Source organism: Streptomyces sp. NBC_00193, from assembly GCF_026342735.1.
GTDB classification, from domain to species: Bacteria; Actinomycetota; Actinomycetes; order Streptomycetales; family Streptomycetaceae; genus Streptomyces; species Streptomyces stoeckheimensis.
The window spans coordinates 19,399-42,460 of record NZ_JAPEMM010000001.1; the positions used below are offsets into that span (position 1 = coordinate 19,399).

20 protein-coding genes are annotated in these 23,062 nt (G+C 72.5%); 5 read left to right on the top strand and 15 right to left on the bottom strand.

Going from position 1 to position 23,062, the window contains the following annotated elements:
• Nucleotides 1-15: 15 nt before the first annotated feature.
• From OG898_RS00075 to OG898_RS00100, 6 genes are all read right to left on the bottom strand, one after another.
• Nucleotides 16-1,311: an aspartate aminotransferase family protein gene (locus OG898_RS00075; RefSeq protein WP_250740474.1), complete on the bottom strand. Its 1,296-nt coding sequence runs from the start codon at nt 1,309-1,311 to the stop codon at nt 16-18.
• Nucleotides 1,308-2,150: a nitrilase-related carbon-nitrogen hydrolase gene (locus OG898_RS00080; RefSeq protein WP_250740475.1), complete on the bottom strand. Its 843-nt coding sequence runs from the start codon at nt 2,148-2,150 to the stop codon at nt 1,308-1,310. Before OG898_RS00080 ends, OG898_RS00075 begins: the two co-directional genes overlap by 4 nt.
• Nucleotides 2,151-2,323: 173 nt before the next feature.
• The gene (locus OG898_RS00085; protein ID WP_266954155.1) at nt 2,324-4,249 is read right to left on the bottom strand and encodes a hypothetical protein; all 1,926 of its coding nucleotides are present in this window, start codon (nt 4,247-4,249) and stop codon (nt 2,324-2,326) included.
• A gap of 100 nt (nt 4,250-4,349) precedes the next feature.
• Entirely contained in the window at nt 4,350-5,804 is a 1,455-nt protein-coding gene (locus tag OG898_RS36200) for a zinc ribbon domain-containing protein (RefSeq protein WP_323184894.1), read from the bottom strand.
• 224 nt (nt 5,805-6,028) lie between these two features.
• Nucleotides 6,029-6,409 (bottom strand): PPOX class F420-dependent oxidoreductase, encoded by a 381-nt coding sequence (locus OG898_RS00095; RefSeq protein WP_250740477.1) that lies wholly within the window; start codon nt 6,407-6,409, stop codon nt 6,029-6,031.
• Between the two features lie 22 nt (nt 6,410-6,431).
• Entirely contained in the window at nt 6,432-6,860 is a 429-nt protein-coding gene (locus tag OG898_RS00100) for a MarR family winged helix-turn-helix transcriptional regulator (protein WP_250740478.1), read from the bottom strand.
• 134 nt (nt 6,861-6,994) lie between these two features.
• Here OG898_RS00100 and OG898_RS00105 point away from each other — a divergent pair, with 134 nt between their 5' ends.
• The gene (locus tag OG898_RS00105) at nt 6,995-7,879 is read left to right on the top strand and encodes an MBL fold metallo-hydrolase (RefSeq protein WP_266954158.1); all 885 of its coding nucleotides are present in this window, start codon (nt 6,995-6,997) and stop codon (nt 7,877-7,879) included.
• A gap of 20 nt (nt 7,880-7,899) precedes the next feature.
• Here the strand turns inward: OG898_RS00105 and OG898_RS00110 are convergent, their stop codons facing one another.
• Nucleotides 7,900-9,117, bottom strand: a complete 1,218-nt coding sequence (locus OG898_RS00110) for an alginate lyase family protein (protein ID WP_266954160.1) — start codon at nt 9,115-9,117, stop codon at nt 7,900-7,902.
• 142 nt (nt 9,118-9,259) lie between these two features.
• The gene (locus OG898_RS00115) at nt 9,260-9,511 is read right to left on the bottom strand and encodes a helix-turn-helix domain-containing protein (RefSeq protein WP_243339177.1); all 252 of its coding nucleotides are present in this window, start codon (nt 9,509-9,511) and stop codon (nt 9,260-9,262) included.
• Nucleotides 9,512-9,575: 64 nt separating this feature from the next.
• On the opposite strand from OG898_RS00115, the gene map reads away from it, so the two are divergent.
• A complete protein-coding gene (gene map / locus OG898_RS00120) occupies nt 9,576-10,343 on the top strand; it encodes a type I methionyl aminopeptidase (RefSeq protein WP_250740481.1) in 768 nt (255 codons plus the stop codon).
• Nucleotides 10,344-10,349: 6 nt separating this feature from the next.
• Here the strand turns inward: map and ggt are convergent, their stop codons facing one another.
• Nucleotides 10,350-12,146, bottom strand: coding sequence for a gamma-glutamyltransferase (gene ggt, locus OG898_RS00125; protein ID WP_266954163.1), 1,797 nt, complete (start codon nt 12,144-12,146; stop codon nt 10,350-10,352).
• Nucleotides 12,147-12,247: 101 nt separating this feature from the next.
• Between ggt and OG898_RS00130 the strand changes: the two genes are divergently transcribed.
• Nucleotides 12,248-12,973 carry a hypothetical protein gene (locus tag OG898_RS00130; RefSeq protein ID WP_266954165.1) on the top strand — a complete coding sequence of 242 codons (726 nt, stop codon included), beginning with the start codon at nt 12,248-12,250 and terminating at the stop codon, nt 12,971-12,973.
• Here OG898_RS00130 and OG898_RS00135 read toward each other — a convergent pair.
• The 6 genes from OG898_RS00135 to OG898_RS00160 form a co-directional block, all read right to left on the bottom strand.
• Nucleotides 12,933-14,189 (bottom strand): cytochrome P450, encoded by a 1,257-nt coding sequence (locus OG898_RS00135; RefSeq protein WP_266954167.1) that lies wholly within the window; start codon nt 14,187-14,189, stop codon nt 12,933-12,935. The genes OG898_RS00130 and OG898_RS00135 overlap by 41 nt on opposite strands.
• 72 nt (nt 14,190-14,261) lie before the next feature.
• Nucleotides 14,262-14,807 carry a hypothetical protein gene (locus tag OG898_RS00140; RefSeq protein WP_266954169.1) on the bottom strand — a complete coding sequence of 182 codons (546 nt, stop codon included), beginning with the start codon at nt 14,805-14,807 and terminating at the stop codon, nt 14,262-14,264.
• Nucleotides 14,804-16,252: a HAMP domain-containing sensor histidine kinase gene (locus OG898_RS00145; protein WP_250740486.1), complete on the bottom strand. Its 1,449-nt coding sequence runs from the start codon at nt 16,250-16,252 to the stop codon at nt 14,804-14,806. The genes OG898_RS00140 and OG898_RS00145 overlap by 4 nt, the downstream gene beginning before the upstream one ends.
• Nucleotides 16,253-16,261: 9 nt before the next feature.
• Nucleotides 16,262-16,945, bottom strand: a complete 684-nt coding sequence (locus OG898_RS00150; protein WP_250740487.1) for a response regulator transcription factor — start codon at nt 16,943-16,945, stop codon at nt 16,262-16,264.
• Nucleotides 16,946-17,021: 76 nt separating this feature from the next.
• On the bottom strand, nt 17,022-18,644 hold the full coding sequence (gene murJ, locus OG898_RS00155) for a murein biosynthesis integral membrane protein MurJ (RefSeq protein WP_266960001.1): 1,623 nt from the start codon (nt 18,642-18,644) through the stop codon (nt 17,022-17,024).
• Nucleotides 18,645-18,727: 83 nt separating this feature from the next.
• Complete coding sequence (locus OG898_RS00160) at nt 18,728-19,894, bottom strand: peptidoglycan bridge formation glycyltransferase FemA/FemB family protein (RefSeq protein WP_266960003.1); 1,167 nt, start codon at nt 19,892-19,894, stop codon at nt 18,728-18,730.
• A 228-nt stretch (nt 19,895-20,122) separates the two neighbouring features.
• Here OG898_RS00160 and OG898_RS00165 point away from each other — a divergent pair, with 228 nt between their 5' ends.
• Nucleotides 20,123-21,334: an Ig-like domain-containing protein gene (locus OG898_RS00165; protein WP_266954172.1), complete on the top strand. Its 1,212-nt coding sequence runs from the start codon at nt 20,123-20,125 to the stop codon at nt 21,332-21,334.
• Nucleotides 21,335-21,458: 124 nt separating this feature from the next.
• Complete coding sequence (locus OG898_RS00170) at nt 21,459-23,057, top strand: CocE/NonD family hydrolase (RefSeq protein WP_266954174.1); 1,599 nt, start codon at nt 21,459-21,461, stop codon at nt 23,055-23,057.
• Nucleotides 23,058-23,062: the final 5 nt, after the last annotated feature.

Sequence of the window (23,062 nt, forward strand, 5' to 3'; positions counted from 1 at the left end):
ACGTCTCCCCCGGTGTCAGTTGATGCTTCTGAGGGCCTCGGCGAGGATCTCGGCGCCCTCTTCCGCCTCGGCGACGGTGAGGGAGAGCGGCGGGGCGATGCGCAGCACGCTGGTGTTGTGTCCGCCGCCCTTGCCGAGCAGCAGGCCGCCGGCCCGGGCGGCCTCCAGCACGGCGGCGGCCGCGTCCGGGTCGGCCTGGTCGGTGCCGGGCTTCGTCAGCTCCAGGCCGGCCATCAGGCCCCGGCCGCGCACCTCCCGTACGGCGGGCACGGTCGCGGCGACGGCCCGCAGCCGCTCCAGCAGCAGGCCGCCGACGCGGCGGGCGTTGCCCTGGAGGTCGTGTTCGAGGAGGTAGGCGAGATTGGCCACGCCCGCCGCCATGGTGACCGGTGAACCGCCGAAGGTGGAGATGGAGTTGGAGTCGAGGCAGTTCATCACCTCGGCGCGGGCCACGACTCCGCCGATGGACATGCCGTTGCCGATGCCCTTGGCGAAGGTGATGATGTCCGGCGGGCCGTTCTGGGCGTGGGCCTGCCAGCCCCAGAAGTGCTCGCCGGTACGGCCCCAGCCGGTCTGCACCTCGTCGCTGATCCAGAGGATGCCGTGCCGGTCGAGGACCTTGCGGAAGGCCCCGTAGAGCCCGTCGGGCGGCGAGGTGAACCCGCCGACGCCCTGCACCGGTTCGGCGATGAGCGCGGCGACCCCGCCGCGCGCCTGGCCGAGCACGTCCTCCAGGTCGGCGACGGCCGCGGCGGTGAAGGCGGTGTCGTCGAGGTGGGCGAAGGGGCCGCGGGTGCGGACCGCGCCGTGGACGTAGTACGTCTGGAGCGGCGAGAGGCTGGTCGGGGACCAGCCCCGGTTGCCGGTGATCGAGACGGTGGAGAAGGACCGGCCGTGGTAGCTGTTGCGCATCGCCAGGATCTGGTTGGAGCGGCGGTACGTCGTCGCGAGCAGCAGGGCGGTGTCGTTGGCCTCGGTGCCGGAGGTGGTGAAGAAGACCCGGGCGTCGGGGATGCCGGACAACGCCGAGACGCGCTCGGCCAGTTCGATCATCGGGCGGTTGAGGTAGAGGGTGGAGGAGTGGATGATCCGCCCGGCCTGTTCGGCGACGGCCTTGGTGACCTCGGGCAGGGCGTGGGCGGTCATCGTGGTGAGGATGCCGCCGAAGAAGTCGAGGTAGCGGTTGCCGTCCGCGTCCCAGACGTGGCGGCCCTCGCCGTGGGTGAGTTCGATGGGGCGGTCGTAGTAGAGCGCGAGCCAGTCGGGCAGTACGGAGCGGTGCCGGCTGTGCAGGGGGATCGGGTTGGTCACGGCTGTACGAGTCCTCGGTAGGCGTCGGGGCGGCGGTCGCGGTAGAAGGCCCACTGGTCGCGGACCTCCTTGATGAGGTCGAAGTCGAGGTCGCGGACGAGGAGTTCCTCTTCCTTGTCGCTGGCGACCTCCCCGACGAACTGGCCGCGCGGGTCGACGAAGTAGCTGGTGCCGTAGAAGTCGTTGTCGCCGTACTCCTCTTGGCCGACGCGGTTGATGGCGGCGACGAAGTACTCGTTGGCCACGGCGGAGGCGGGCTGCTCCAGCTGCCACAGGTAGCCGGAGAGGCCGCGGGAGGTGGCGGAGGGGTTGTAGACCAACTGGGCTCCCGCGAGGCCCAGTTCGCGCCAGCCTTCGGGGAAGTGGCGGTCGTAGCAGATGTAGACGCCGACCTTGCCGACCGCGGTGTCGAAGACGGGGAAGCCGAGGTTGCCCGGGCGGAAGTAGTACTTCTCCCAGAAGCCCCTGACCTGCGGGATGTGGTGCTTGCGGTACTTGCCGAGGTAGCTGCCGTCGGCGTCGATGACCGCGGCGGTGTTGTAGTAGAAGCCCTCGGACTCCAGCTCGAAGACCGGTACGACGATCACCATGCCGGTCTCGCGGGCGAGGGCCTGCATCCGCCGGACGGTGGGGCCGTCGGGGACGGCCTCGGCCCAGCGGTAGTGCTCGGGCTCCTGGACCTGGCAGAAGTAGGGGGCGTTGAAAACTTCCTGGAAGCCGATGATCTGCGCACCCTGGGCGGCGGCCCGGCGGGCGTGCTCCTCGTGTTTGGCGATCATCGACTCGGTGTCTCCGGTCCAGGTGGCCTGGACGAGTGCGGCGCGGACGACTTGGGCCATGAGCTGCTCCTCGCGACGGGTACGCCGGCTTCTACGCACGTAGAGGGTGTACGACGGCTGCGCGTAGGGAGTTGAAGGTAGGCCTCGGCCAGGCCCGGGGCAAGACCGCCTTGCACGGTTGGAGTAGTCGATCAGCAAACGCAGGAGTTACGTCGGCACGCGGTCGTTTCCAATCATCCGACGGGCAGATTCGCGACTCGAAGGGCATGCAACAGGTCACGGTGATGAGTCCCCGAGAGGGCTTCGGCGGCGCGGAGCAGCCGGGGCGCGAACCACCGGGGATCCCGGCGGGCGAGCCGGGCCGACTCCTCGGCGGTGCGGACCCGGACGAAAGCGGTGAGCAGGGCGTCGGCCTCCGGGGTGTGACCGGCCTCCCCGAGGACGAGGGCGATCTCGGCGATCTCCGCGGCCGGGCGGGCCGCGCCCTGGCGCAGCAGGGCGTCGCGGTCGGCCGGCCCGAGCGCGGCGGCGGCCGCGGCGAACCGGGCGGGCGGCAGCGAGGCCGCCTCCCAGAGCAGGGTGGCCCAGTCCGCGGCCAGCCCGGACCGCACCAGCTCCTCCCCCAGCAGCACCAGCCGCTCGGCGGGCCCGGCGGCGGCCTCACAGAGCAGCGCGTGCGCCTCCCCGCTCCGCCCTTGCCCCCGCAGCGCCACGAGCCCCGCCACGAAGCCTCCGGCCACCCGGTCGGGCACCCCGTGCGGGCCACCGCCGGGGGTGGAGCCGGCCCATTGGGCGGAGTCGGCCCACTGGGCGGAGTCGGCCTGCGGGCCACCGCCGGGGGCGGAGCCGGCCCACTGAGCGGAGTCGGCCTGTGGGCCGGCGGCGCGGGCCTGGGTCGGCCAGGGGGTGGGCTCGTCCTGCGGGTGGGGGCGGAGCCCCTGGTCGGAGGCCTTGGCGGGTCCGGGGGTCTGTCCCGTGCCCCAGGCTGGGGCGCCGGGCCTGCGGCCGCCCTGGCCGGGAGCGGCGGACGGTTGCCCTTGGTCCGGCACTTCGGAGCCCGTACGGGCGGGCTGGTGCGGGGTTCCGTGAGCCCGGCCGGCATGTCCGGACCCGTCTGTCGAAGCGTCCTGCGCCGGCCCCGGATTCCCCGCCGGGGCGGGATCCGCCGCCCCGCGGGCGGGCCGCCCGAAGCGGGCGCCGCGCAGCGGCGTGGCGGACGCCGGGTGCCCCGGGGGCACGGCGGCCGCCCGGGCTTCCGGTGCCGCCGCGCCCGCGTACCGGGCCCCGCCGCTCCGCCGCGCACCGCGCAGCCACCGCCCCTCGGCCCGCCCGACGGGCTCCCCCGCCGCTTCCGACGCCGGGGCCGATTCCGATGCCGGGGCCGACGCCCGGCCCGATGCCGCGTCCGACGCCGCACCCGGCATCCGGCTCGATCCAACGCCCGACGCCCAATCCGGCGCCCCGACCTGCGCATCCCCGGGCCCCCCGGCCCACGCCGCATCCCGGGGCCCCGTCTGCGGGCCGGCCTGCATGCCTTCCCGCGGACCCGGCCACGCCGTGGCGGGCGTTGCGTCCGGGGACGCCGCCGTGCGCTGCGCGGGTACGGCGTCGAGGGGGTCCGGCTGTGGCGGCGACGGGTGTCCGGGGCGGTCGGGTCCCGGGGTCACCGCGTGCAGGCGGGCCGCCAGGTCCTCGTGGCGGGCCGCCGCGCGGGCGGCGTCGTCGCGGGTCCAGGAGAGTTCCCGGGACAGGGCCTCCGCCTCCGCCGGGTCCGCCGATTCCGCGAGCCGCGCCGACAGCACGCGCAGGGCCGCGCGGGCCCGGGCCTGCTGCTCGGCGGCCGATGCGAGCAGCGTGCGCAGTTCCTCCACCCCGCCCGGCAGCCGGTCCCAGACCCCGACCGCGGCGGCCCGCAGACCGGCCGCGTACTGCGTCTCCCGGGCGATCGCCACCGCGCCCGTCGTGGCGGCCAAGTCGCCGAGCAGCGACTCCAGCACGTCCCACGGGGGCATCGCGGCCCCGTCCAGACAGGCCCGCATCCCTTCCGGGTCCCGCCGCAGGAACTCCCCGTACCAGCCCGTCCCGGGATCGAGTCGCTGCGTCAATCCCCGCATGTATCCGGAGAGTTGGCCGATCACCTGCGAAATCGCGGTCTCCATCCCCGCATTGGACCCCACGGGTGTTACGGGCGGGCTACGGGAGTCTCAAAGCTTGACGGCGGGCGGGGCAAGCGTCTCTGACCAGTTTGGTGATCCCGTGTCAGACATGGCGTCTGATTCCGGGATGTTTTCCCACCGTGGAGGGGTGGCGTGGGCGTGGAGGTGGAATCCCGCGCCCAGCACCGCTCCTCGTGGCCGGTATCGGCTGGTGGTGGGTGTGCTGATCGTCGTCACGTCCTGGTGCCGGTGGGCTGCGCGGGGCAGCCGTCTCCGGTCCGTGTGAGCGTGTCCCTCCGGACGCTGGCCTGCCGGGCCCGAAGGCCCGACGGGGCAGCACGGTCGGCGTGATGACCGCGCCGGCTTCGAGGGTGTCGACGACCGCGCGGATGGCCAGGGCGCCTGTGGTGCGGTCTGTGACGGTCTTCGGCTGGTGGGCGAGTCCGCGTGCTGCGATGCGCTGCCAGGCTCCCTGGTCGCGGTCTCCCTGCCAGCCGCAGTCGGGATTCTGGCAGATAGCCCATTTCCAGCCGGGCGTGGTGGGCCGGTCGGGGGCTTTGCAGTGCCGCTGCGGCGTGAGGCATTGGGGGCACTGCTTGGAGGTGTCGCGTGCCGGGACGGTGACCACGGCGATACCCGTCTCGGCGGCAACGTGCCGCATCCGCTCCACGATCCGCCCGCGTACCTGCTGGGAGAGCCGGGTGTTCATGGTTCGTCCCATGCCGTGGGCTTCCATCGAGCGGAGGTCCTCGACACATATGACAGTTGCCCCGGCCGTGATGGCCTGGTCCACCGCCCACCGGGCGGCCGGTGCTGTTTCGCGAGGACTCCGCCCGTCCGGAACATTCCTCCGGCCCCGAGGGCGGTGATCCGCCCGTCCTCGTGCAGCCGGACGGCCCCGGCGGACAGCAGGGTGTTCAGGCCCCAGTCCACACCGAGCGCCACCGTGTGCCCACTGCGGGCCGCCTTCGGCACCGCGTGGGTGTAGGCGAGATCTGCGCGGACACGCCCCTGGTACGGGCGCAGCGTGGGCAGATGCAGCACCGCGCCCGCCGGAACCGTCGCCGGCAACGTGAGGGGGCAGGACACCCACGTCCAGTCCCGTAGGAACGCGGATCCGGGCGGGTGGGAAGCTGCACACGCAACAGCGCACGGCCCGGCTCGGTCCCGTGACGTTCGATGGTGGCCTGCTGCCCGTCGCACGCCGACAGCAGCAGCACCCGCACTGCCGTGGGCGCGGCCTCCATCTCGAACAGATCGACGGGCATCCGGTCGTGCTTCCTGGTGAACGCGGCGATCTGGCGGGTGCGGGAGGTGATGACGCTGGACGGCAGATCCCGGCCGCCGGCACCACCTCACGCACCGCGCCCCACTCCTCGGGCGTACGCCTGCCGGGATCGACGGGCCACACCTTCAGTACCCCGGTGGTCAGGTCTGCGCGCCACTTCGCCGACCGCAGCAAGCGTCCGGCCTGCTCCTGCGCCATCCGGACGATCCGGTCATTGACCCGAATACCTTCGGGCGGCGAGCCGCTCCAGCCCAGACGCCCCAGAGCCATCCACGCGTTCAACGGCAGTTTCCTGCCCCCGCCGTCCTCCCCGGAGGCCAGCACATCCACATCGGCGGGCTTCCACCGGTCGGCCGGCAGCCCGGCGACCAGGGCTGCCACCAAGTCGGTTGCCCAGCCGACCCGCTCCGCCAGCACGGAGACCGCCAACAGCTCACCGGTGCCCTCGTCCACACCCGTCCGAACACCACACGATCACTACGGATCCCCAGGAACTACGTGAGCCTGACCGCGATCGCGGTGTGAGGCCGCCCGCGCCGGACGATGGCGGCCGGCACGTCGAGCATCCAGAACTGCCACGTGTACTTGCGCAGCATCAGCTTCCGCACCCGCTTCAGCCCCGCCTCGTCCAGCAGCCGCGCCTCGCCCTCGGACACCGCGGCCCCGTCGGCCACCTGCCCGCGTACGTCGCAGGCCACGACGGTGACCCGGCCGTCGTTGCGGATCCGCTTCACCTTCCACGCGTCGTTGCGCGTCCACACGTACAGCTCGTCGCCGTCCGCCACCGCCCACACCGGCGTGGCCACTGCCGTGCCGTCCTTGCGGAAGGTGGTGAGACTGACGTACCTCGCCCTGCCCAGCTCCACGATCGTCATGCGCCCGACCCTACGCGGCCGGTCAACGGGAGGTGACGGCCCGCTCCAGCAGGCTCCGCAGCATGCCCTGCTCCTCCGGGGCGAGCCCGGACACCGGCGAATCCACGGAGAGGAGGTCGAGGAGCCGGGCGCGCAGGGCGGCGCCCTCGGGCGTGAGGACGAGCTGCTTGGCGCGGCGGTCGGTGGGGTGCGGGTGCCGCTCGATCAGGTGCTGCTTCTCCAGCTTGTCGACGACGAAGGTGGCGTTGGAGGGCTCGCAGCTCATGCGCTCGGCGAGGTCCCGCATGGTCATCGGCCCGCTCATCTCGCGCAGCGCGGTGGCCTGGGACGCGGTGAGGCCCAGCGTGGCGGCGCGCTCCCGGACGTGCTCGGCGATCCGGTGGGCCAGCCCGTCCACCAGCCCGCACAGCTGCCGCTCGGCGATGGCCTGGCGCTCGGGAGGTGTCGTCATGGGGCCAGTTTAACAACTCCCTCAAGCCAGAATATTTACAACTTGAATGATTCAAGCTTGATGTTTATGGTTGGCCCCACCACCCCGGCAGACCGGTCGGGGGCGGTCTGACGACCACTCACGCAGGAGCTCTCATGCCCGAATTGACGACGACGCGCGGCGAACGACTGCACCGGCCCGCGGGGATCCGCTCGCTGTGGCTGGGTGACACGAAGGTCTCCTACGTGCCGGACGGCGACGTACGGCTCCGGCCGCTGCCGCTGCTCCCGGACACCACCGACGAGGTGTGGGCCGCCCACCCGGAGTACCTGGACGCCGCGGGCCACCTCGTGGCGAGCGTCGGCGCCCTGCTGGTGGAGCACGGCGGCCGGGCGCTGCTGATCGACGCGGGCTTCGGCCCGCAGACGCTCCGCGCCCCCGACGGCCCCCTCGGCGTGATCCACGGAGGCGCGCTCCCCGGCAGCCTCGCCGCACTCGGCCGCGCCCCTGAGGACATCGAGGCGGTGGCCTTCACCCACCTCCACTCCGACCACATCGGCTGGGCCCTCCACCCTTCCCCCGACGACGGGCTGCCCCTCTTCCACCGCGCCGAGTTCCTGATCGCCGAGCCCGAGTGGGACCGGCTCGACCTGCTGGCGGCCGAGGGCACGACCGAGCGGGTCGCCGCCCTCGCACCGCGGGTGCGCACGCTCACGGACGGCCAGGAGGTCTTCCCGGGGGTGCACGTGCGGATCACCCCCGGCCACACCGTCGGGCACGCCGAGTACGTCGTCACCGGGGGCGGCCGGCGCCTGATCGCCTTCGGCGACGCCGTGCACTCGCCGATCCAGATCGATCACCCGGACTGGTCCTCGGCCTTCGACCACGACCTCGCCCGGACCGCCGTCCACCGCCGCCGGCTCGTGGCCGAGCTGGCGGAGCCGGACACCATCGGCTTCGGCATCCACTTCGCCGACGTGGTGTTCGGGCAGGTCCGGCCGGGCGGGGACGGCCCGGCCTGGCACCCCGTGGACGCCTGACCGGAGCCCCCGGCCACGCCTCAGGCGACCGGCGCCGCCTCCCCGTGGGTGAGGGTCTCCCACGCGACGAACAGGTCGTCCGTCCCGGCCGGCCGCGTCTTCTCGACCAGCTCGCGGGTGTACGGGAGTTTCGCCCCCGCCCGCACCGCATAGTGCTGGAGCGCGACTTCCAGGTCGGGCCCCATCGTGCGCTCCAGCTTTCCGCCGCACAGCCACCCGGGGGCCTCTTCGCCCAGCTGGTACCTGGAGTGGAACTCCAGTGCCGCCCGGAGCCGCTCGCCCTGCTCCCCGTACAGGTCGACGCCCTGATGCCAGGCCGTCTCCGCGATGTGCGCGGACGCCGCGAGCGCGTAGCCGACGTGCATGAGGTTGCGGCAGGTCTCCTGGGCGACGCCGTCGACGTACGTCCCCTGGCCGAACCAGTACGCCGCGACCTTGTCCGGCGAGTCGATGGCGGTGCGCGGCGGGGCCAGCGGGTGCGCGCCGTCCCGCTTGAGGTAGAAGTACGCCGGGACGCGCTCCCGGAACCGCTCCAGCGACTCCTCGAAGACGGCCCGGTCCTCCAGGAAGACGGAGATGCCGAGGGCGGCGTCGGTCATGGCCAGCTCCCAGTTGCCGTTGTACGCGGGCACCTGCGCGCGGACGGCCGGGAGGTAGGCGGTGCGCAGCATCTCCTTGAAGCGGGCGACCCGTTCCTCTCCCCACACCGGGTAGTCGGCGTGGATGATCTCGGCGGCGCGCGCCCAGGTGGAGCCGGACCAGGCGGCCTGGAGGCCGGCGTTGTCCTCGGTGTGGCGCTTCATCACGGCCGACCAGCCGTCCATGATCTGCACGGCCTTGCGGGCGTGGGAGGTCTTGCCGTTCACCGACCACAGCAGGGCGTGGGTGTAGGCGGCGATCGCGTCCTGGCGTTCGTCCAGGCAGGACTGCGGCCCCGAGTTGAAGGGGCAGGGCACCACGTCGGCCGGGTGCGCCCGGTAGTCGAGGGAGGCGTAGCGGCTCTTCAGGAGTGCCTGGTACGCCGAGTTCCACGGCTCCTTGCCGGCCGCGACCATCTGCTTCGCGTGCTGGAGCCGGGTGTGGCTGACGACGACGCCCGGGTGGCGGAAGACCACGTCGCCCGGGTCCTTGGCGTGGGCCCGGCCCTCGGGCGCGGCGCATGCCGCGAGCAGCAGGCCGCCCGCGAGGAGGGCGCCCACGAGTCCGAGGCCGAGTCGCTTGGATGTGGATGCGTTCATGTCTGACACGCCTTCACGCTTGCCCCGCGCCCCGGCCCTCCCACCGCCGATTGGGCCGTTCGGCCCGTGGGCCCGCCCTAACGGCACGCCGAAGGGCGGGCCCGGCGGCCGAACGGCCGCGGCCCGCCCGCTCCCCCGGACCTCACACGGGCACGAGGGCGCAGCGCCGCATCACTTCGTCCAGGGAGAGCCCGAGGGCCCCTGCCAGGGCGGCGACGGTGAAGAAGGCCGGGGTCGGGGCCCGGCCGGTCTCGATCTTGCGGAGGGTTTCGGCGGAGAGTCCGGCGCTGGCCGCGACCTCGACCATGCTGCGGCCGCCGCGGGCCGTGCGCAACAGGGCGCCGAGCCGCTCGCCGCGCTCGCGCTCTTCGGGGGTGAGGGGGGTACGGACCATGCCCTCATCCTACCCCGGAACCCAATAAGTATCCCGTTACAGTTATACCGGTATAGTTATTGGCATGGTGGAACTGAAGACAGACCAATCGATCGACCGGATGCGCGCCGCGGGCCGCGTCGTCGCGCACGCCCTCGCCGCCGTCCGGGAACGGGCCGCCGTCGGGGTGTCCCTGCTGGAGCTCGACCTGGCCGCGCGCGAGGTGCTCCGCGAGGCCGGCGCGAGCTCGCCCTTCCTCGGCTACCGGCCGCGCTTCGCCCCGGTCCCCTTCCCCGCCGTCATCTGCGCCTCCGTCAACGACGCGATCGTGCACGGCATCCCCGACGGCTACCGGCTGCGCGACGGCGACCTGGTGAGCATCGACTGCGGCGCGAAGCTGGGCGGCTGGGTCGGCGACGCGGCCGTCAGCTTCACCGTGGGCCGGGCCCGCCCCGAGGACCTGCGGCTCATCTCGACCACCGAGGCGGCCCTCGCGGCGGGCATCGCCGCCGCCCGCCCCGGCAACCGCATCGGCGACATCGCCCACGCCATCGGCACGGTCGGCCGCGCCGCCGGGTACGGCATCCCCGACGGCTTCGGCGGCCACGGCATCGGACGCTCCATGCACGAGGAGCCGGGCGTGCCCAACGAGGGCCCGGCGGGGCAGGGTACGAAGCTGCGCGCCGGCATGGTGATCGCCATCGAGCCGATGCTCATCGCGGGCGGCACGGACGACTACGCCTGCGACGCGGACGGCTGGACCCTGCGGACCGTCGACGGCAGCCGCGCCGCGCACTCCGAGCACACGGTCGCGATCACCGCCGCCGGCCCGAGGATCCTCACCGCCTTGTAGGGCCTGCTACCTCCCCTGCGGGTGCACCACCATCGCCGAGCCTCCGCCCCGCCGGGTGGTCTCGGCCGCCGCCAGCCACCGCCCGTCGGGCAGCCGCTGGACCCCGGTGGCCGCGCCGATCTCCGGGTTCTGCCGGAAGCCCTGTCCGAGTGCCTCCAGCTCGGCCCGCACCGGGCTGTTCCACAGGCCCGGCTCCAGCTCGGTGGTGGTCTGGTTGCGCTGGCTGGCCCGCGGCGCGGCGATGGCCTCGACCAGCGGCAGCCCGCGGTCCAGGTGCCCGGTCAGGGTCTGGAGCACCGTGGTGATGATGGTCGCCCCGCCCGGGGAGCCCAGCGCCAGCACCGGGCGTCCGTGCTCCAGCACGATGGTCGGGGACATCGACGAGCGCGGCCGCTTGCCGGGACCCGGCAGGTTGGGGTCGGGTACGCCGGGCGCCGCCGGGGCGAAGGAGAAGTCGGTCAGCTCGTTGTTGAGCAGGAAGCCGCGCCCCGGGACGGTGATGGCGCTGCCGCCGGTCGACTCGATGGTCAGCGTGTAGGAGACCACGTTGCCCCAGCGGTCGGCGACGGTCAGGTGCGTGGTGTTCTCCCCCTCGTACGTGGTCGGGGCGGCCTGCCCGGAGCCGCCGCAGGCGACCGGGTGACGGGGATCCCCCGGAGCCAGCGGGCTGGTCAGCGCCTTGGCCGGGTCGATGAGGCAGCCGCGGGTGTCCGCGTAAGCCTGCGAGAGCAGTTCCTTCGTGGGCACGTCCTCGGCGGCCGGGTCGCCGACCCAGCGGCCGCGGTCGGCGAAGGAGATCCGGGAGGACTCGATGAAGCGGTGCAGGTACTGGGCTTCGGTGAGCGCGCCGAGGTCGGTGCGCTCCAGGATGTTCAGCGCCTCGCCGACGGTGGTGCCGCCGGAGGAGGACGGGGCCATGCTGTACACGTCCAGGCCGCGGTAGCCGACCCGGGTCGGGTCCTGCCGCTTGGTCGCGTACGCGCGCAGGTCCCCGGTGGTCAGATCGCCGGAGCGGACCACGCGGGTGGCGGCCGGGTCCACCGGGGGCGTGCGCACGGCCCGGACGATGTCCTCGGCCAGCGGGCCCCGGTAGAGCGCGCCCGCACCCTTGCGCCTCAGCTCCGCGTACGTGGCCGCCAGGTCGGGGTTCTTGAAGGTGGAGCCGACCACCGGGAGGGCGCCACCGGGCAGGAAGAGCTTCCTGGTGTCGGGGAAGTCCCGGAAGCGGGCCTCGTTCAGCTCGGTCTGGGCCCGGAAGGTGGGGTCCACGGTGAAGCCCTCGCGGGCCAGCTTCTCGGCGGGCTTGAGGAGTTGGCCCAGCGAACGGGTGCCCCAGGACTCCAGCGCGCTCTGCCAGGTCGCCGGGGTGCCGGGGACTCCGACGCCGCGGCCGCTGGTCTGGCCCTCGGCGAAGGGGATGGGCAGGCCGTTCTCCTGGAACAGCCCGGCGGTGGCCGTCGCCGGGGCGGTCTCGCGGCCGTCGATGGTGCGCACCCGGCCGGAACGGGCGTCGTAGTACACGAAGTAGCCGCCCCCGCCGATGCCCGCGGAGTACGGCTCGGTGACCCCGAGCGCGGCGGCCGTCGCGACGGCGGCGTCCACGGCGTTGCCGCCCGAGCGCAGGACGGCGATGCCGATCGCGCTGGCGTCGGCGTCGACGCTGGCGACGGCCCCGCCGTAGCCGGTGGCGACCGGGACCTTGGGCGGGGTGGCGCTCCGTGACGACGGGGCTTCGGCCCCGGTCGAGACGAGCGCCCCGGCGAGCGCGATGAGCGCTAAGTGACGTGCGGCGGGACCGCGCATTCGGTTCCTCCAGTCGACTGCCTGTCAGACCTTGGAGCGGCAGCCTAACTTCCGTGCACCCACCGCGTCATGAAGGCAGTGTGACGGCTACGATCCGCCGCATGAATGAGGACGTCCGCAACATCGTGCTCGGGGTGATTGCCACTGCCTTCAGCGGCGGGTTCGGCTGGTTCACCCGGACCTATCTGTGGCGCCGCGCCCTGCGCCGCAAGCAGGCCTTCTTCGGGCTGCCGACCGGATCGGACTGCCTGTTCGTGGTCAACCGGCAGATGGGCGGCACCGATTCCTCCCTGCACCGCAACGACGCCTTCGCGCTGCTGGAGATATCCGCCCTGATCAAGGACTGCGGGGCGAACGTGCAGATCGTCACCCACGACGGAGCCCGCCAGGGCTTCGGCGAGCGGGCCGAGTTCTGCGTGGGCGGCCCCTCCTCCAACGCCCGGACGACGGCCCATCTGGCCTCCATGCTCCCCGGGGTGCGGATCATCGTCTCGAGCGAGCCCGTACCGGACCGCGGGGCCATCAGCGTCGGCGGGGAGACCTACCGCTGGGAGAAGGGCCTCGTCGAGCACGTGCTGCTGGCGCGGCTGACGACCGGGCGGGGGTCCCGGCCGGTGTTCCTGCTGTGCGGGCAGACGGCCATCAGCAATCAGGCCGCGGCCCGCTACCTGGCCCGGTACCACCGGAAGCTGGCCGACTCCTACGGAGACCGCTCCTTCTGCATCCTGCTCAAGGTGGTCAACTCCGATGCCTACGGCCCCGATGTGACCGAGCTGGTCGCCGACGTCACCGCCGCGGCCCGGACACCCGCAGCGGCAGCCGTGTGATCCCGTTGATGAAGTTCGACACCAACCGGCGGGGCGGGCCCGCCAGTTCCGGTGCCGGCATGGCGGCGATCCACTCCTCGTAGAGGACGCGGAGCTGGAGCCGGGCGAAATGCGCGCCCAGGCACACGTGCGGGCCGTCGCCGAAGGAGACGTGCGGGTTCGGTGCGCGGCCGAGGTCGAGGCGGCCCGGGTCGGTGAAGACGCGCTCGTCGTGGTTGGCCGAGGCGTGGAAGACCACCACCTTGTCGCCGGCCCGGATCCGCTGCCCGGCGAGCTCGGTGTCGGCGGCGGCGGTGCGCCGAAAGCTCAGCACCGGCGGGTGGACGCGCAGGAGTTCCTCGACGGCCCGGTCCGACGGGGCCCGGCCGTCGGCGAGTCCGGCGTAGGCGTCCGGGTCTCGGGCCAGGGCGAGCAGGCCGCCGGGCGCGGCGCTGCGCACGGTGTCGTTGCCCGCGACGGTGAGCAGGAAGAAGAACATCTCCAGCTCCGCGTCCTCCAGCCCGGCGAGCGCGAGGGTGGTCATCACGTCGTCGCCGGGGTGGGCCCGTTTGTGCGCGGCCAGTTCGCGGGCGTACGCGAACATCTCCCCCAGCAGCGCCGGCGAGCGCGGGTTCAGCGGCTTGCCGTCCGGGCCGAGCAGCGGAGCCGGGGCGTCTTCGGGGTCCTGGTATCCGATGATCCGTACGGTCCACTCCAGCAGCAGCCCCCGGTCGGCGGCCGGGACGCCCAGCAGGTCGGTGAGGTTCAGCAGCGCGTACGTGTCGGTGACGGTGTGCACCAGATCGGCGGCCCCGTCCTCGGCGCCGTCGCGGGCGGCGCGCAGCAGCGTACGGGCCCGGCCCCGGACCCGGGCGGCGAAGGCGTCGACGCGGGCCGGGGTGAAGGCGCGGGCCACGGTCCGGCGCAGGGTCCCGTGCTCGGGGGGATCCTGGTTGAGCATGGTGCGCCGCAGGAACGGCAGGTCCGCCGGGTCGGGGTCGCGGATCTGGGTGGCGCCCAGCGCCGAGGAGTACGTGCGGTGGTCGCGCAGGACCCGGACCACGTCGGCGTGCCGGGTGACGGCCCAGAATCCGGGGCCGGCGGGCCAGCCGAGCACCTCCGGCTCGCTCTGCCAGGCCACCGGGTGCCGGTCGCGCAGCAGGCGGTAGCGGTCGTACGGGACGCCTTCGCCGTAGAGGCGCGGGTCGAAGACGTCGGGGGCCGGTCCTTGGTCCATGCGCACACGGTGGCGGGGAGCGGCCCGCCCCGCAAGGGGCCCCGCGGGGGGCGGGCCCGGGTCGGCCGGGGCTCAGCCCTCTGGCCTGACCTGGCACACGGCGCTCTGCTCCTTGCCGTCGGAGCCGACGAGGAGGATCTCGGGGGCCGGCCTGACGCTCACCGACTGGAGGGCCGTGCACGCCAGTTGACGGCGGGCCGGTCCGGACAGCGGCTCGACCGGGAGGGGCAGGACCACGCGGAGGGTCTTGTCGTCGGCGGCGACCTTGACCGGCCCGCGGGCCATGCCCTTGGCCTTGGAGTCGGGAGAGTTGACGTCCGGAACCGGGATCTCGGTGGTCAGACCAGCCTCCTGCGCGACCTCGCCCGGCCCCTCCAGCAGCATCCCGATCGTGAAACCGACGTCCGGCCGCGGCACGCGGTCGGTGGCCGGGACCGGGACCAGCGCACCGTCGGGCGCGATGAAGTACAGCAGGCCCGGGTCCGGGGCGGTGGCCAGTTTCACGGTCCCGGCGCGGCCGCTCTCGACGACCCCGGTGGTGGCGATGCCGCAGCCGGTGGCGAGCAGCAGCGGGACGGTCAGCGCGGCCGCGGTCACGGCCCTGCGCAGGCGGCTCATACGCAGGCCTCCAGCGGCATGTCGAGGGTGAAGAGCGCGCCGCCGCCGGGGCCGTTGGCCGCGTGCAGGGTGCCGCCGTGCAGGCGGACGTTCTCCAGCGTGATGGCCAGGCCCAGACCGCTGCCCGTGGAGCGGGTGCGGGCGGCGTCGGCCTTGAAGAAGCGGTCGAAGATGTGCGGCAGCACCTCGGGGGCGATGCCGGGCCCGCTGTCGGCGACCTCGACGAGCAGCCGCTCGCCCTCGGGCCGGGTCTCGGTGCGGACGCCCACGCGGACCGGGGTCCCGCCGTGTTTGAGGGCGTTGCCCACGAGGTTGGCGAGGACCACGTCGAAGCGGCGCGGGTCGAGCCGGGCACGGACGCCGGGGGGCAGGTCGGTGCTGACCCGCCCGTCGGTCCAGTGGCGGCGTTCCAGGGTCTTGGTGACGGTCTCGGCGACGTCGACCTCGTCGAGGTTGAGCTCGGCGGCGCGGGCGTCGAAGCGGGAGATCTCCATGAGGTCCTCGACGAGCACGGCGAGTTTCTCCGTCTCGGCGCTGATCAGGCGCAGCGCCTTGGCGGTGTCGGCGTCGAGCTCCTCGGCTCCCTCGTCGAGGACCTCGGTGACGGCGAGCATCCCGGCGAGCGGGGTGCGCAGTTCGTGGGAGACGTCGGCGGCGAAGCGGCGGGCCCGTGCTTCGGCCTCCCGGAGTTCGCTGACCGACTGTTCGAGTGCGCGGGCCGTCTCGTTGAAGGTGCGGGCGAGTCCGGCGAGTTCGTCGGAGCCGCGCACCTCGATCCGGGTGTCGAGCCGGCCGCGTCCGAGCCGCTGGGCGGCCTTGCGCATGTCCCGTACGGGCCTCAGGACGCTGCGCGCCGCGAGCAGGGCCGGGATCAGGGCGATCGCGAGACCCGGTACGGCGCCCGTGCGGGCGGCGGTGACCAGGGCCTCCACGGTGGTCTGCTCGCTGTCCAGGGGCAGGACCGCGTAGAAGACCGCACCGGTGGTCTCGTAGACCTCGTGGTGCTTGAAGACGGCGGGCATGCCGACGACGAGGGAGAGGTTGCCGCCCCGGTCCTGCGTGCGCTGGAAGGCCCCGTGCGGATGGGCGGTCACCTGGCTGCGGAGCTGTTCGCTGATGGAGGGCGAGGTGGTCGCGCCGCCCGGGTTGGAGGTGGCGCGGAGCTTTCCGTACTCCCCGTAGACGATCCAGGGGTGCGGCTGGCCGCGCTTGCCCAGTTCCCCGACGAGCCGCTGGAGCTCCGCCTGCCCCATGGGCAGTTGGCTGTACTGGGAGTCGACCAGGTCGCGCAGGGTGCTGACGGCGGTGTCCTGGCTCTGCTTGAGGATCGCGTTGCGGGCCTGCTGGTAGGTGAGCGCGGCCGTACTCACCGCGCAGATGGCGGCGACCAGCAGGAAGGCGGCGATCAGCCGGGTGCGCAGGCCCAGCGGTGCGAAACGTGTCATGCGGGCCGCTTACAGCGGGCCGAAGCGGTAGCCGAAGCCGCGCACGGTCTGGATGTAGCGGGGGGTGCCGTCGGGGTCCTCGATCTTGTGGCGCAGGCGGCGCACGCAGGCGTCCACCAGCCGGGCGTCGGCGTGGTAGCTGTGCTCCCACACGTATTCGAGGAGCTGCTGGCGGGAGAAGACCTGCTCGGGCGAGGCCGACAGGTGCAGCAGGAGCTTGATCTCGCTGGGGGCCAGGGGGACGCGCTCGCCGTTCTTGGCGACGGTGAGCCCGGCGCGGTCGACGGCCAGCTCGCCGTGGAACTCCACGTCGGGCCGGCCGCCCGCGGGCTCGCTGAGCCGGCGCAGCACGGCCTTGATGCGGGCTTCGATGACCTCGGTGCGGGCGGGTTTGACGATGTAGTCGTCGGCGCCGGCTTCCAGGCCGACGACTATGTCGAAGTCGTCGCCGCGTGCGGTGAGCATGATGATCGGGACCTGACTGGTCTCGCGGATCCGGCGGCACACCTGGACGCCGTTGATGCCGGGCAGCATGAGGTCGAGCAGGACGAGCTCGGGGTGGAAGCTCGCCATGAGGCCGAGTCCGGCCTCGCCGGTCTCGGCGGCGCTCACGTCGTGGCCCCTGCGGCGCAGGCCGAGACCCACGCCCTCCCGGATGGAAGGGTCGTCCTCGATCAGCAGTACGCGTGGCATCGGGTCAGTATTCCAGGGTCGTCGATCGGTCCCCTCCCGCTTTCGGCCGATATCTGACAGCTTGGGCGGGTTCCGGCTAGCGGCCGGTCTTGCGTTGTACGGAGTCCAGCAGGTCGGTGATCTCCGTCAGCCGCAGGGGGCGGGCGAGGAGTACGACGCCGAGGACGATCACCGCGGTTCCCGCCGCGACCCCGGCGAAGTTCCCGAGGGGCCCGGCCAGGTTCCCGAACCGGTCGACGCAGCGCGCGGCCGCGTACCCGGCGGCGCCCGCCGGGACGCAGGCGGCGAGGAGCCGCAGGTGGGTGCGGACGGCGGTGCTCCGGCGCTCCGTCCGGGTCCCCGTGCGCGGGCCGAGCCGCCGGGACAGGACGTACCCGGTGACGGCCGCGCCCACGGTGAAGGCGATCGAACAGGCCGCGGCCATGCCGGTGACGGCCCAGCGCGGCGGCAGCAGGAGGTACGCGGCGGCCGAGAGCCCGGCGTTGAGGGCGGCGATGGTGAGGTTGAGGAAGAAGGGGGTCCGGGTGTCGGACAGGGCGTAGAAGCCGCGGGAGAGCACGTACTGCGCGGAGTAGGCGATCAGGCCGGGTGCGAAGGCGGCGAGCATGCCGGCCATGACGGCGACGTCGGCGGGGCCGGTGCGCCCGTACTCGAAGACGCTGCCGGTCACCCAGGGGGCGAGGGCCGCGAAGAGCGCGGCGGCGGGGACGATCAGGGCCGCGCTGGAGCGCAGCGCGTAGGAGACGTCCTTGCGTACGGCCCCGAGGTCGCCGTCGGTGGCCGCGGAGCTCATCCGGGGCATGAGGGCGGTGACGAGGGAGACGGTGATGATGCCCTGCGGGACCATCCACAGCAGGTAGGCGTTGCTGTAGGCGGTGTATCCGGCGCCGCCGGCGAGGCCCGCGGCGACGGCGTGCTCGCCGGTGGCGGTGGAGAGCCGGGTCACCACCCAGTACGCGATCTGGTTGGTCAGGACGAGCAGGACGAGCCAGCCCGCGTTGCGCAGCGGGCGGGCCAGTCCGCTGCCGCGCCAGTCGAAGCGGGGGCGCCAGCGGAAGCGGGCGGCGCGCAGCGAGGGGATCAGGCCGAGGGCCTGGACGACGATGCCGGCGGTGGTGCCGATGCCCAGCAGCCGGGTGTCGGCGGCGCTCAGGCCGTCGCCGGCGCCGTGGGAGACGGTGAGGAAGAGTCCGAAGACGGCGATGACGACGAGGTTGTTGAGGACCGGGGTCCACATCATGGCGCCGAACCGGCCGCGGGCGTTGAGCACCTGCCCGAGCAGCGTGAACAGCCCGTAGAACAGGATCTGCGGGAGGCAGTACCGGGCCAGGGCCACGGTGACGGACTCCTGGCCGCCGCTGTAGGGGGTGTACACCGAGACGATGAGCGGGGCGGCCAGGACGGCGGCGGCGGTGAGGACCAGCAGCGCGGCCGTGCAGACGGTGAGCAGCCGGTCGGTGTAGGCGGCGCCGCCGTCCTCGTGCTCCTTGGCGGCGCGGACCAGCTCGGGGACGAAGACGGCGTTGAGGGCGCCTCCGATGAGCAGGATGTACAGGATGTTCGGGACGGTGTTGGCGACCGCGTAGCCGTCGCCGAGCAGGGTGGTGCCGAGGGCGGCGACGATCACGGCGGAGCGGACGAAGCCGGTGGCGCGGGAGACGACCGAACCGGCGGCCATGAGCGCGCCGCTGCGCAGCACCGAGGTCTTCTTCGGTGCCGCGCGGTCGGTGCGGGCTTCCGTCGCGGGCTCTGCGGTCTCGGCCGCTCTGGGGTCTGCGAGGGTCACCGGCGGGCCATGTACGCCTGGAACGCCTTGTAGAGGGCCGTGTTGGCGTATCCGTCCATGGAGGTCTCCCACTCGCCGAGGGTTTCGACGACCTGTCCGCCGGTGCCGAGCTTCCAGCGCAGCAGCCCGAAGGAGCGTTCGTCGGGGTCGAGGGTGGAGGGTACCCCGCGCATGTCGTATTCGTCCGCTCCGAGTGCATGTGCGTCACACATCATGCGCCACTGCAGGGCGTTGCTGGGGCGGACCTCGCGGCGGTGGTCGGCGGAGGCGCCGGTCTGGTACCAGACCCGGCTGCCGGCCACGATCATGGTGTGCGCGGCGAGGATCTCACCCTGGTGAACGCCCAGGTAGAGCCGCATGCGGCCGGGTTCTTCGGCGTTGAGGGCCTCGTACTGCTGCTGGTAGTAGGCGAGCGAGCGGCCGAGCCGGAAGCCGTCGCGTTCCTCGGTGAGGCGCAGCAGCCGGTAGAACTCGGGCAGCTCGGCGGCCGTGCCGACGACCGTCTCCACCCCCGCCTTCGTGGCCTTGCGCACATTGCGCCGCCATTCCTGGTTCAGGCCCGACCAGAGGTCTTCGCGGGTGCGCCCGGCGAGCGGGACGCGGAAGACGTGGCGGGGCTGGGCGTCGCCGTCGTCCTCGCCCCCGCAGCGCTTCCAGCCGCGGGTGCGCAGCCGGTCGGCGAGCGCGGCGCCGACCGGGTCCACCTCGGTGGCGAGCACGTCGGAGATCTGCCGGCCCGGGCCGGTGCCCGCCTTGGCGGCGGCCGCGTCCCAGCGGCGGTAGGCGGGGGTGGGCCCGATGCGCACGGCGAAGGCGCCGGAGGCCTTGAGGTGGTTCTTGAGGGGGGTCAGCCAGCGGTCGATGTCGGGGTCCGTCCAGTCGGCGACGGGCCCTTCGGGGAGGTAGGCGAAGTATTTGCGGGTGCCCGGGAATTGACGGTAGAGAACGAGCCCGGCCCCTTCTACTTCACCGCCGGGACAGTGCCATCCGACCCTTTCCGACCGCCAAAGGTCCTTTACCGCACCCCAGGACGGGTACTGGAGAAAGCTGGCCCGCCCGTGCCGTGAAAGGAATGCCCGGTATTCCGCTTCGGACAGCGGGCGCACGGTGAGCTCCCTGTCCCGGCTTCGGGTCCGGTCCTGCTGGGTGGGGGTCACGAGCAGTGCGCACACGGCTGATCGGCCTTCCTGTCCGTCCAAATCGGTGGATGCACAGGACTCTCACAGGTGTCCATGACCGCCGTGCGCGGCGATTGTGACCGGACGATGACCGTATCGCTGCGGTCCATGTCACACGGAAAATACTGAACTTTTCTTCATCTTCCGCAACCTAGAGTTGCTCCGTTCGCATCTTCTTTTGCGGATACGATCATTACTTCGGAGGGGTTTTCGTTGAGCCGCACACGCCGGGTCTTCTCTGTACGCAACCGCACCGCCGTGGCGGCCGGCACCGCATTGCTGGCCGCCTCGCTGGCCGCCTGCGGGGGCGGCGCCGCTTCGGGAGGCGCGGCCAAGGCGGAAATGAAGCCGAAGCCGGACATGGCGGTCTCGGTGAACCTCACCGGCGACCAGGTCAAGGCGGGCCAGCCGGTGACCGTGACGATCGCCGACGGCAAGCTCGCGGCGGTGAAGGTCACGGACGCCAAGGGCGGCGAACTGGCCGGGCAGATATCCGCCGACGGGAAGACCTGGACCTCGCAGGGCAACGCCCTGCCCTCGGCCGACTACAAGGTCGAGGCCCAGAACACGGACAGTCAGAGCGCCACGACGACGTTCAAGACCTCGGCCCCCGACAAGGTCAACAAGGTCTCGATCAACATCCCCAAGGGCAGCACCGTGGGCGTGGCCATGCCGGTCTCGATCGTCTTCGACAACCCGGTGAAGGACAAGGCCGCGGTCGAGAAGCAGTTGAAGGTCACCACCTCGAACAACACCGAGGGCTCCTGGGGCTGGATCACGGACTACTCGGGCAAGGACCGGGTGGACTGGCGGCCCAAGGAGTACTGGAAGTCCGGCACCGACGTGAAGGTCCAGATGAACCTGAACGGCGTGGACTCCGGCCCCGGCGGCGGGATGTTCGTCAAGGACTACGCCACCGAGTTCAAGATCGGCAAGGACCGCGAGGTGAAGGTGGACCTCGACACGAAGAAGGCGACGGTCACCGAAGGCGGCCAAGTCGTCAGCACCATCCCGATCTCGGCGGGCACCCCCGGCGGCAAGAAGGCCTCCTGGGACGGGAAGATGGTGATGATGGCGAAGGAGGGCACCATCCGGATGGACTCCCAGACGGTGGGCCTGGGGGACTCCTACGACAAGATGGTCGACTACTCGATCCGGCTGACCTGGTCCGGCATGTACGTGCACGCCGCGCCGTGGAACACCGCCAACTTCGGCCGTGCCAACACCAGTTCCGGCTGCGTGGGGATGAGCGACGAGAACGCGAAGGCGTTCTTCGCGGCGGCCCAGGCCGGCGACCCGTTCGAGGTCGTGGGGCAGGGCTCCAAGGGCAATCCGGACATCGGCAACGGCTACGGCGAGTGGAACCTGACCTGGGAGCAGTGGCAGGGCAAGAGTGCCCTCGCCGGGACCCCGCAGGTCGGCTGATCCACGCGGACTGACCATAGTTCAATCGTTACCGCCACGTAACTTACTCACGGGTTACTTCCGGTAAGCCCCTCCCGTTACCGTCGGGTCACTTTGACACCCCGGCACACGCGAGGAGCGATCGATGGTCCGCACGGTCCGCACCACCAGCACCGCGACTGCCCTGGCAGCCGTACTGGCAGCAGCCGCCCTGGGCCTGGCCCCCCATCAGGCCCAGGCGGCTCCCGCCACCACGACCGCCACCGCCTCGGAGGCCTCCTCCGAGCTCCGGTTCCACGACATCCCCGGCTCCGGCGGCATCACCCTCAAGGGCAACGTCTTCACCCCGGCGGGCGCCGGGGCCGGCGCGAAATACCCGCTCATCGTGCTGCCCACCAGCTGGGGCATGCCGCAGATCGAATACATCGCCCAGGCCAGGAAGCTCGCCGACTCCGGCTACGTGGTGGTCTCTTACACCTCCCGCGGCTTCTGGCTCTCCGGCGGCGAGATCGAGACCGCCGGCCCGGCGGACACCGCCGACGTCTCCGCCGTCATCGACTGGGCGCTCGCCAACACCCCGGCCGACGCCGCGCACATCGGCCTGGGCGGGGTCTCGTACGGCGCGGGCATCAGCCTGCTGGCCTCCGCGAGCGATCCGCGCATCAAGGCCGTGGTCGCGCTCAGCGGCTGGGCCGATCTCATCGAGTCCATCTACTCCGGCCGCACCCAGCACCTGCAGGCCGCCGCCCTGCTCGGCGGCGCCGGCTTCCTCACCGGACGCCCCGGCCCCGAACTCCGCCAGATCCTCGGCGACTTCCTCGGCTCGAAGCTGGACCGGGAACCGCAGATGATCGAGTGGGGCAAGAAGCGTTCGGCCGCGGAGAAGGTGGACGCCATCAACGCCAACGGCGCCGCGATCATGCTCGGCAACGCCTGGGGCGACACCATCTTCCCGCCCAACCAGTACGCGAAGTTCTTCGAGAAGCTGACCGGCCCCAAGCGCCTGGAGTTCCGCCCCGGCGACCACGCCACCGCCGAGGCGACCGGGCTGCTCGGACTGCCCAACGACACCTGGACCAACGCCCACCGCTGGTTCGACCGCTACCTCAAGGGCACGGCCAACGGCATCGACGCCGAGGCCCCGGTCCAGATCAAGCCGCGCAGCGACGGCGGCTACGAGGGCTACGCCGACTGGAAGTCGGTCGGCGGCGGCGGCGCCGAGAAGCTGATGCTCTCCGACAGCGAGCACCTCTTCACCGGCATCGACTCCGGCGCCAACGGCGGGATCGTCATGCTCTCCAACCTGCTCGACCAGATCGCCCAGGCGCCCCCCGTCGCCTCCATCCCGCTGCTCCCCCGCGCCTTCGCCGCCGTCTGGCAGTCGCCGCGCTACGAGGAGGAGCGCCGCATCCGGGGCACGGTCGCCCTGCACACCACCGTCACGCCCTCGAAGTCCGACGGCACCTTCGTCGCGTACCTCTACGACGTGGGCCCGCTCGGGATCGGCAAGCTGATCAGCAACGCCCCGTACACCTTCCACGGCAAGCCGGCCGGCCAGGCTTTCGGCGTGGACCTGGAGCTCTTCTCCACCGCCTACGACGTCCCGGCCGGGCACCGCCTCGCGGTCGTCGTCGACACCGTCGACCCGCTGTACATCGAGCACAACCCGACCGGCGGGCAGCTGACCTTCTCCTCGCCGCGCACCGATCCCTCGTACGTCTCGGTGCCGCTGCGCGAGCAGTGATCCGC

Bases quoted from the DNA above. Each gene is read 5' to 3' on its own strand.
- OG898_RS00080 (WP_250740475.1), bottom strand. From the start codon at position 2,150: ATGGCCCAAGTCGTCCGCGCCGCACTCGTCCAGGCCACCTGGACCGGA.
- OG898_RS00085 (WP_266954155.1), bottom strand. From the start codon at position 4,249: ATGGAGACCGCGATTTCGCAGGTGATCGGCCAACTCTCCGGATACATG.
- OG898_RS36200 (WP_323184894.1), bottom strand. From the start codon at position 5,804: ATGGCTCTGGGGCGTCTGGGCTGGAGCGGCTCGCCGCCCGAAGGTATT.
- OG898_RS00095 (WP_250740477.1), bottom strand. From the start codon at position 6,409: ATGACGATCGTGGAGCTGGGCAGGGCGAGGTACGTCAGTCTCACCACC.
- OG898_RS00100 (WP_250740478.1), bottom strand. From the start codon at position 6,860: ATGACGACACCTCCCGAGCGCCAGGCCATCGCCGAGCGGCAGCTGTGC.
- OG898_RS00105 (WP_266954158.1), top strand. From the start codon at position 6,995: ATGCCCGAATTGACGACGACGCGCGGCGAACGACTGCACCGGCCCGCG.
- OG898_RS00110 (WP_266954160.1), bottom strand. From the start codon at position 9,117: ATGAACGCATCCACATCCAAGCGACTCGGCCTCGGACTCGTGGGCGCC.
- OG898_RS00115 (WP_243339177.1), bottom strand. From the start codon at position 9,511: ATGGTCCGTACCCCCCTCACCCCCGAAGAGCGCGAGCGCGGCGAGCGG.
- map (WP_250740481.1), top strand. From the start codon at position 9,576: ATGGTGGAACTGAAGACAGACCAATCGATCGACCGGATGCGCGCCGCG.
- ggt (WP_266954163.1), bottom strand. From the start codon at position 12,146: ATGCGCGGTCCCGCCGCACGTCACTTAGCGCTCATCGCGCTCGCCGGG.
- OG898_RS00130 (WP_266954165.1), top strand. From the start codon at position 12,248: ATGAATGAGGACGTCCGCAACATCGTGCTCGGGGTGATTGCCACTGCC.
- OG898_RS00135 (WP_266954167.1), bottom strand. From the start codon at position 14,189: ATGGACCAAGGACCGGCCCCCGACGTCTTCGACCCGCGCCTCTACGGC.
- OG898_RS00140 (WP_266954169.1), bottom strand. From the start codon at position 14,807: ATGAGCCGCCTGCGCAGGGCCGTGACCGCGGCCGCGCTGACCGTCCCG.
- OG898_RS00145 (WP_250740486.1), bottom strand. From the start codon at position 16,252: ATGACACGTTTCGCACCGCTGGGCCTGCGCACCCGGCTGATCGCCGCC.
- OG898_RS00150 (WP_250740487.1), bottom strand. From the start codon at position 16,945: ATGCCACGCGTACTGCTGATCGAGGACGACCCTTCCATCCGGGAGGGC.
- OG898_RS00170 (WP_266954174.1), top strand. From the start codon at position 21,459: ATGGTCCGCACGGTCCGCACCACCAGCACCGCGACTGCCCTGGCAGCC.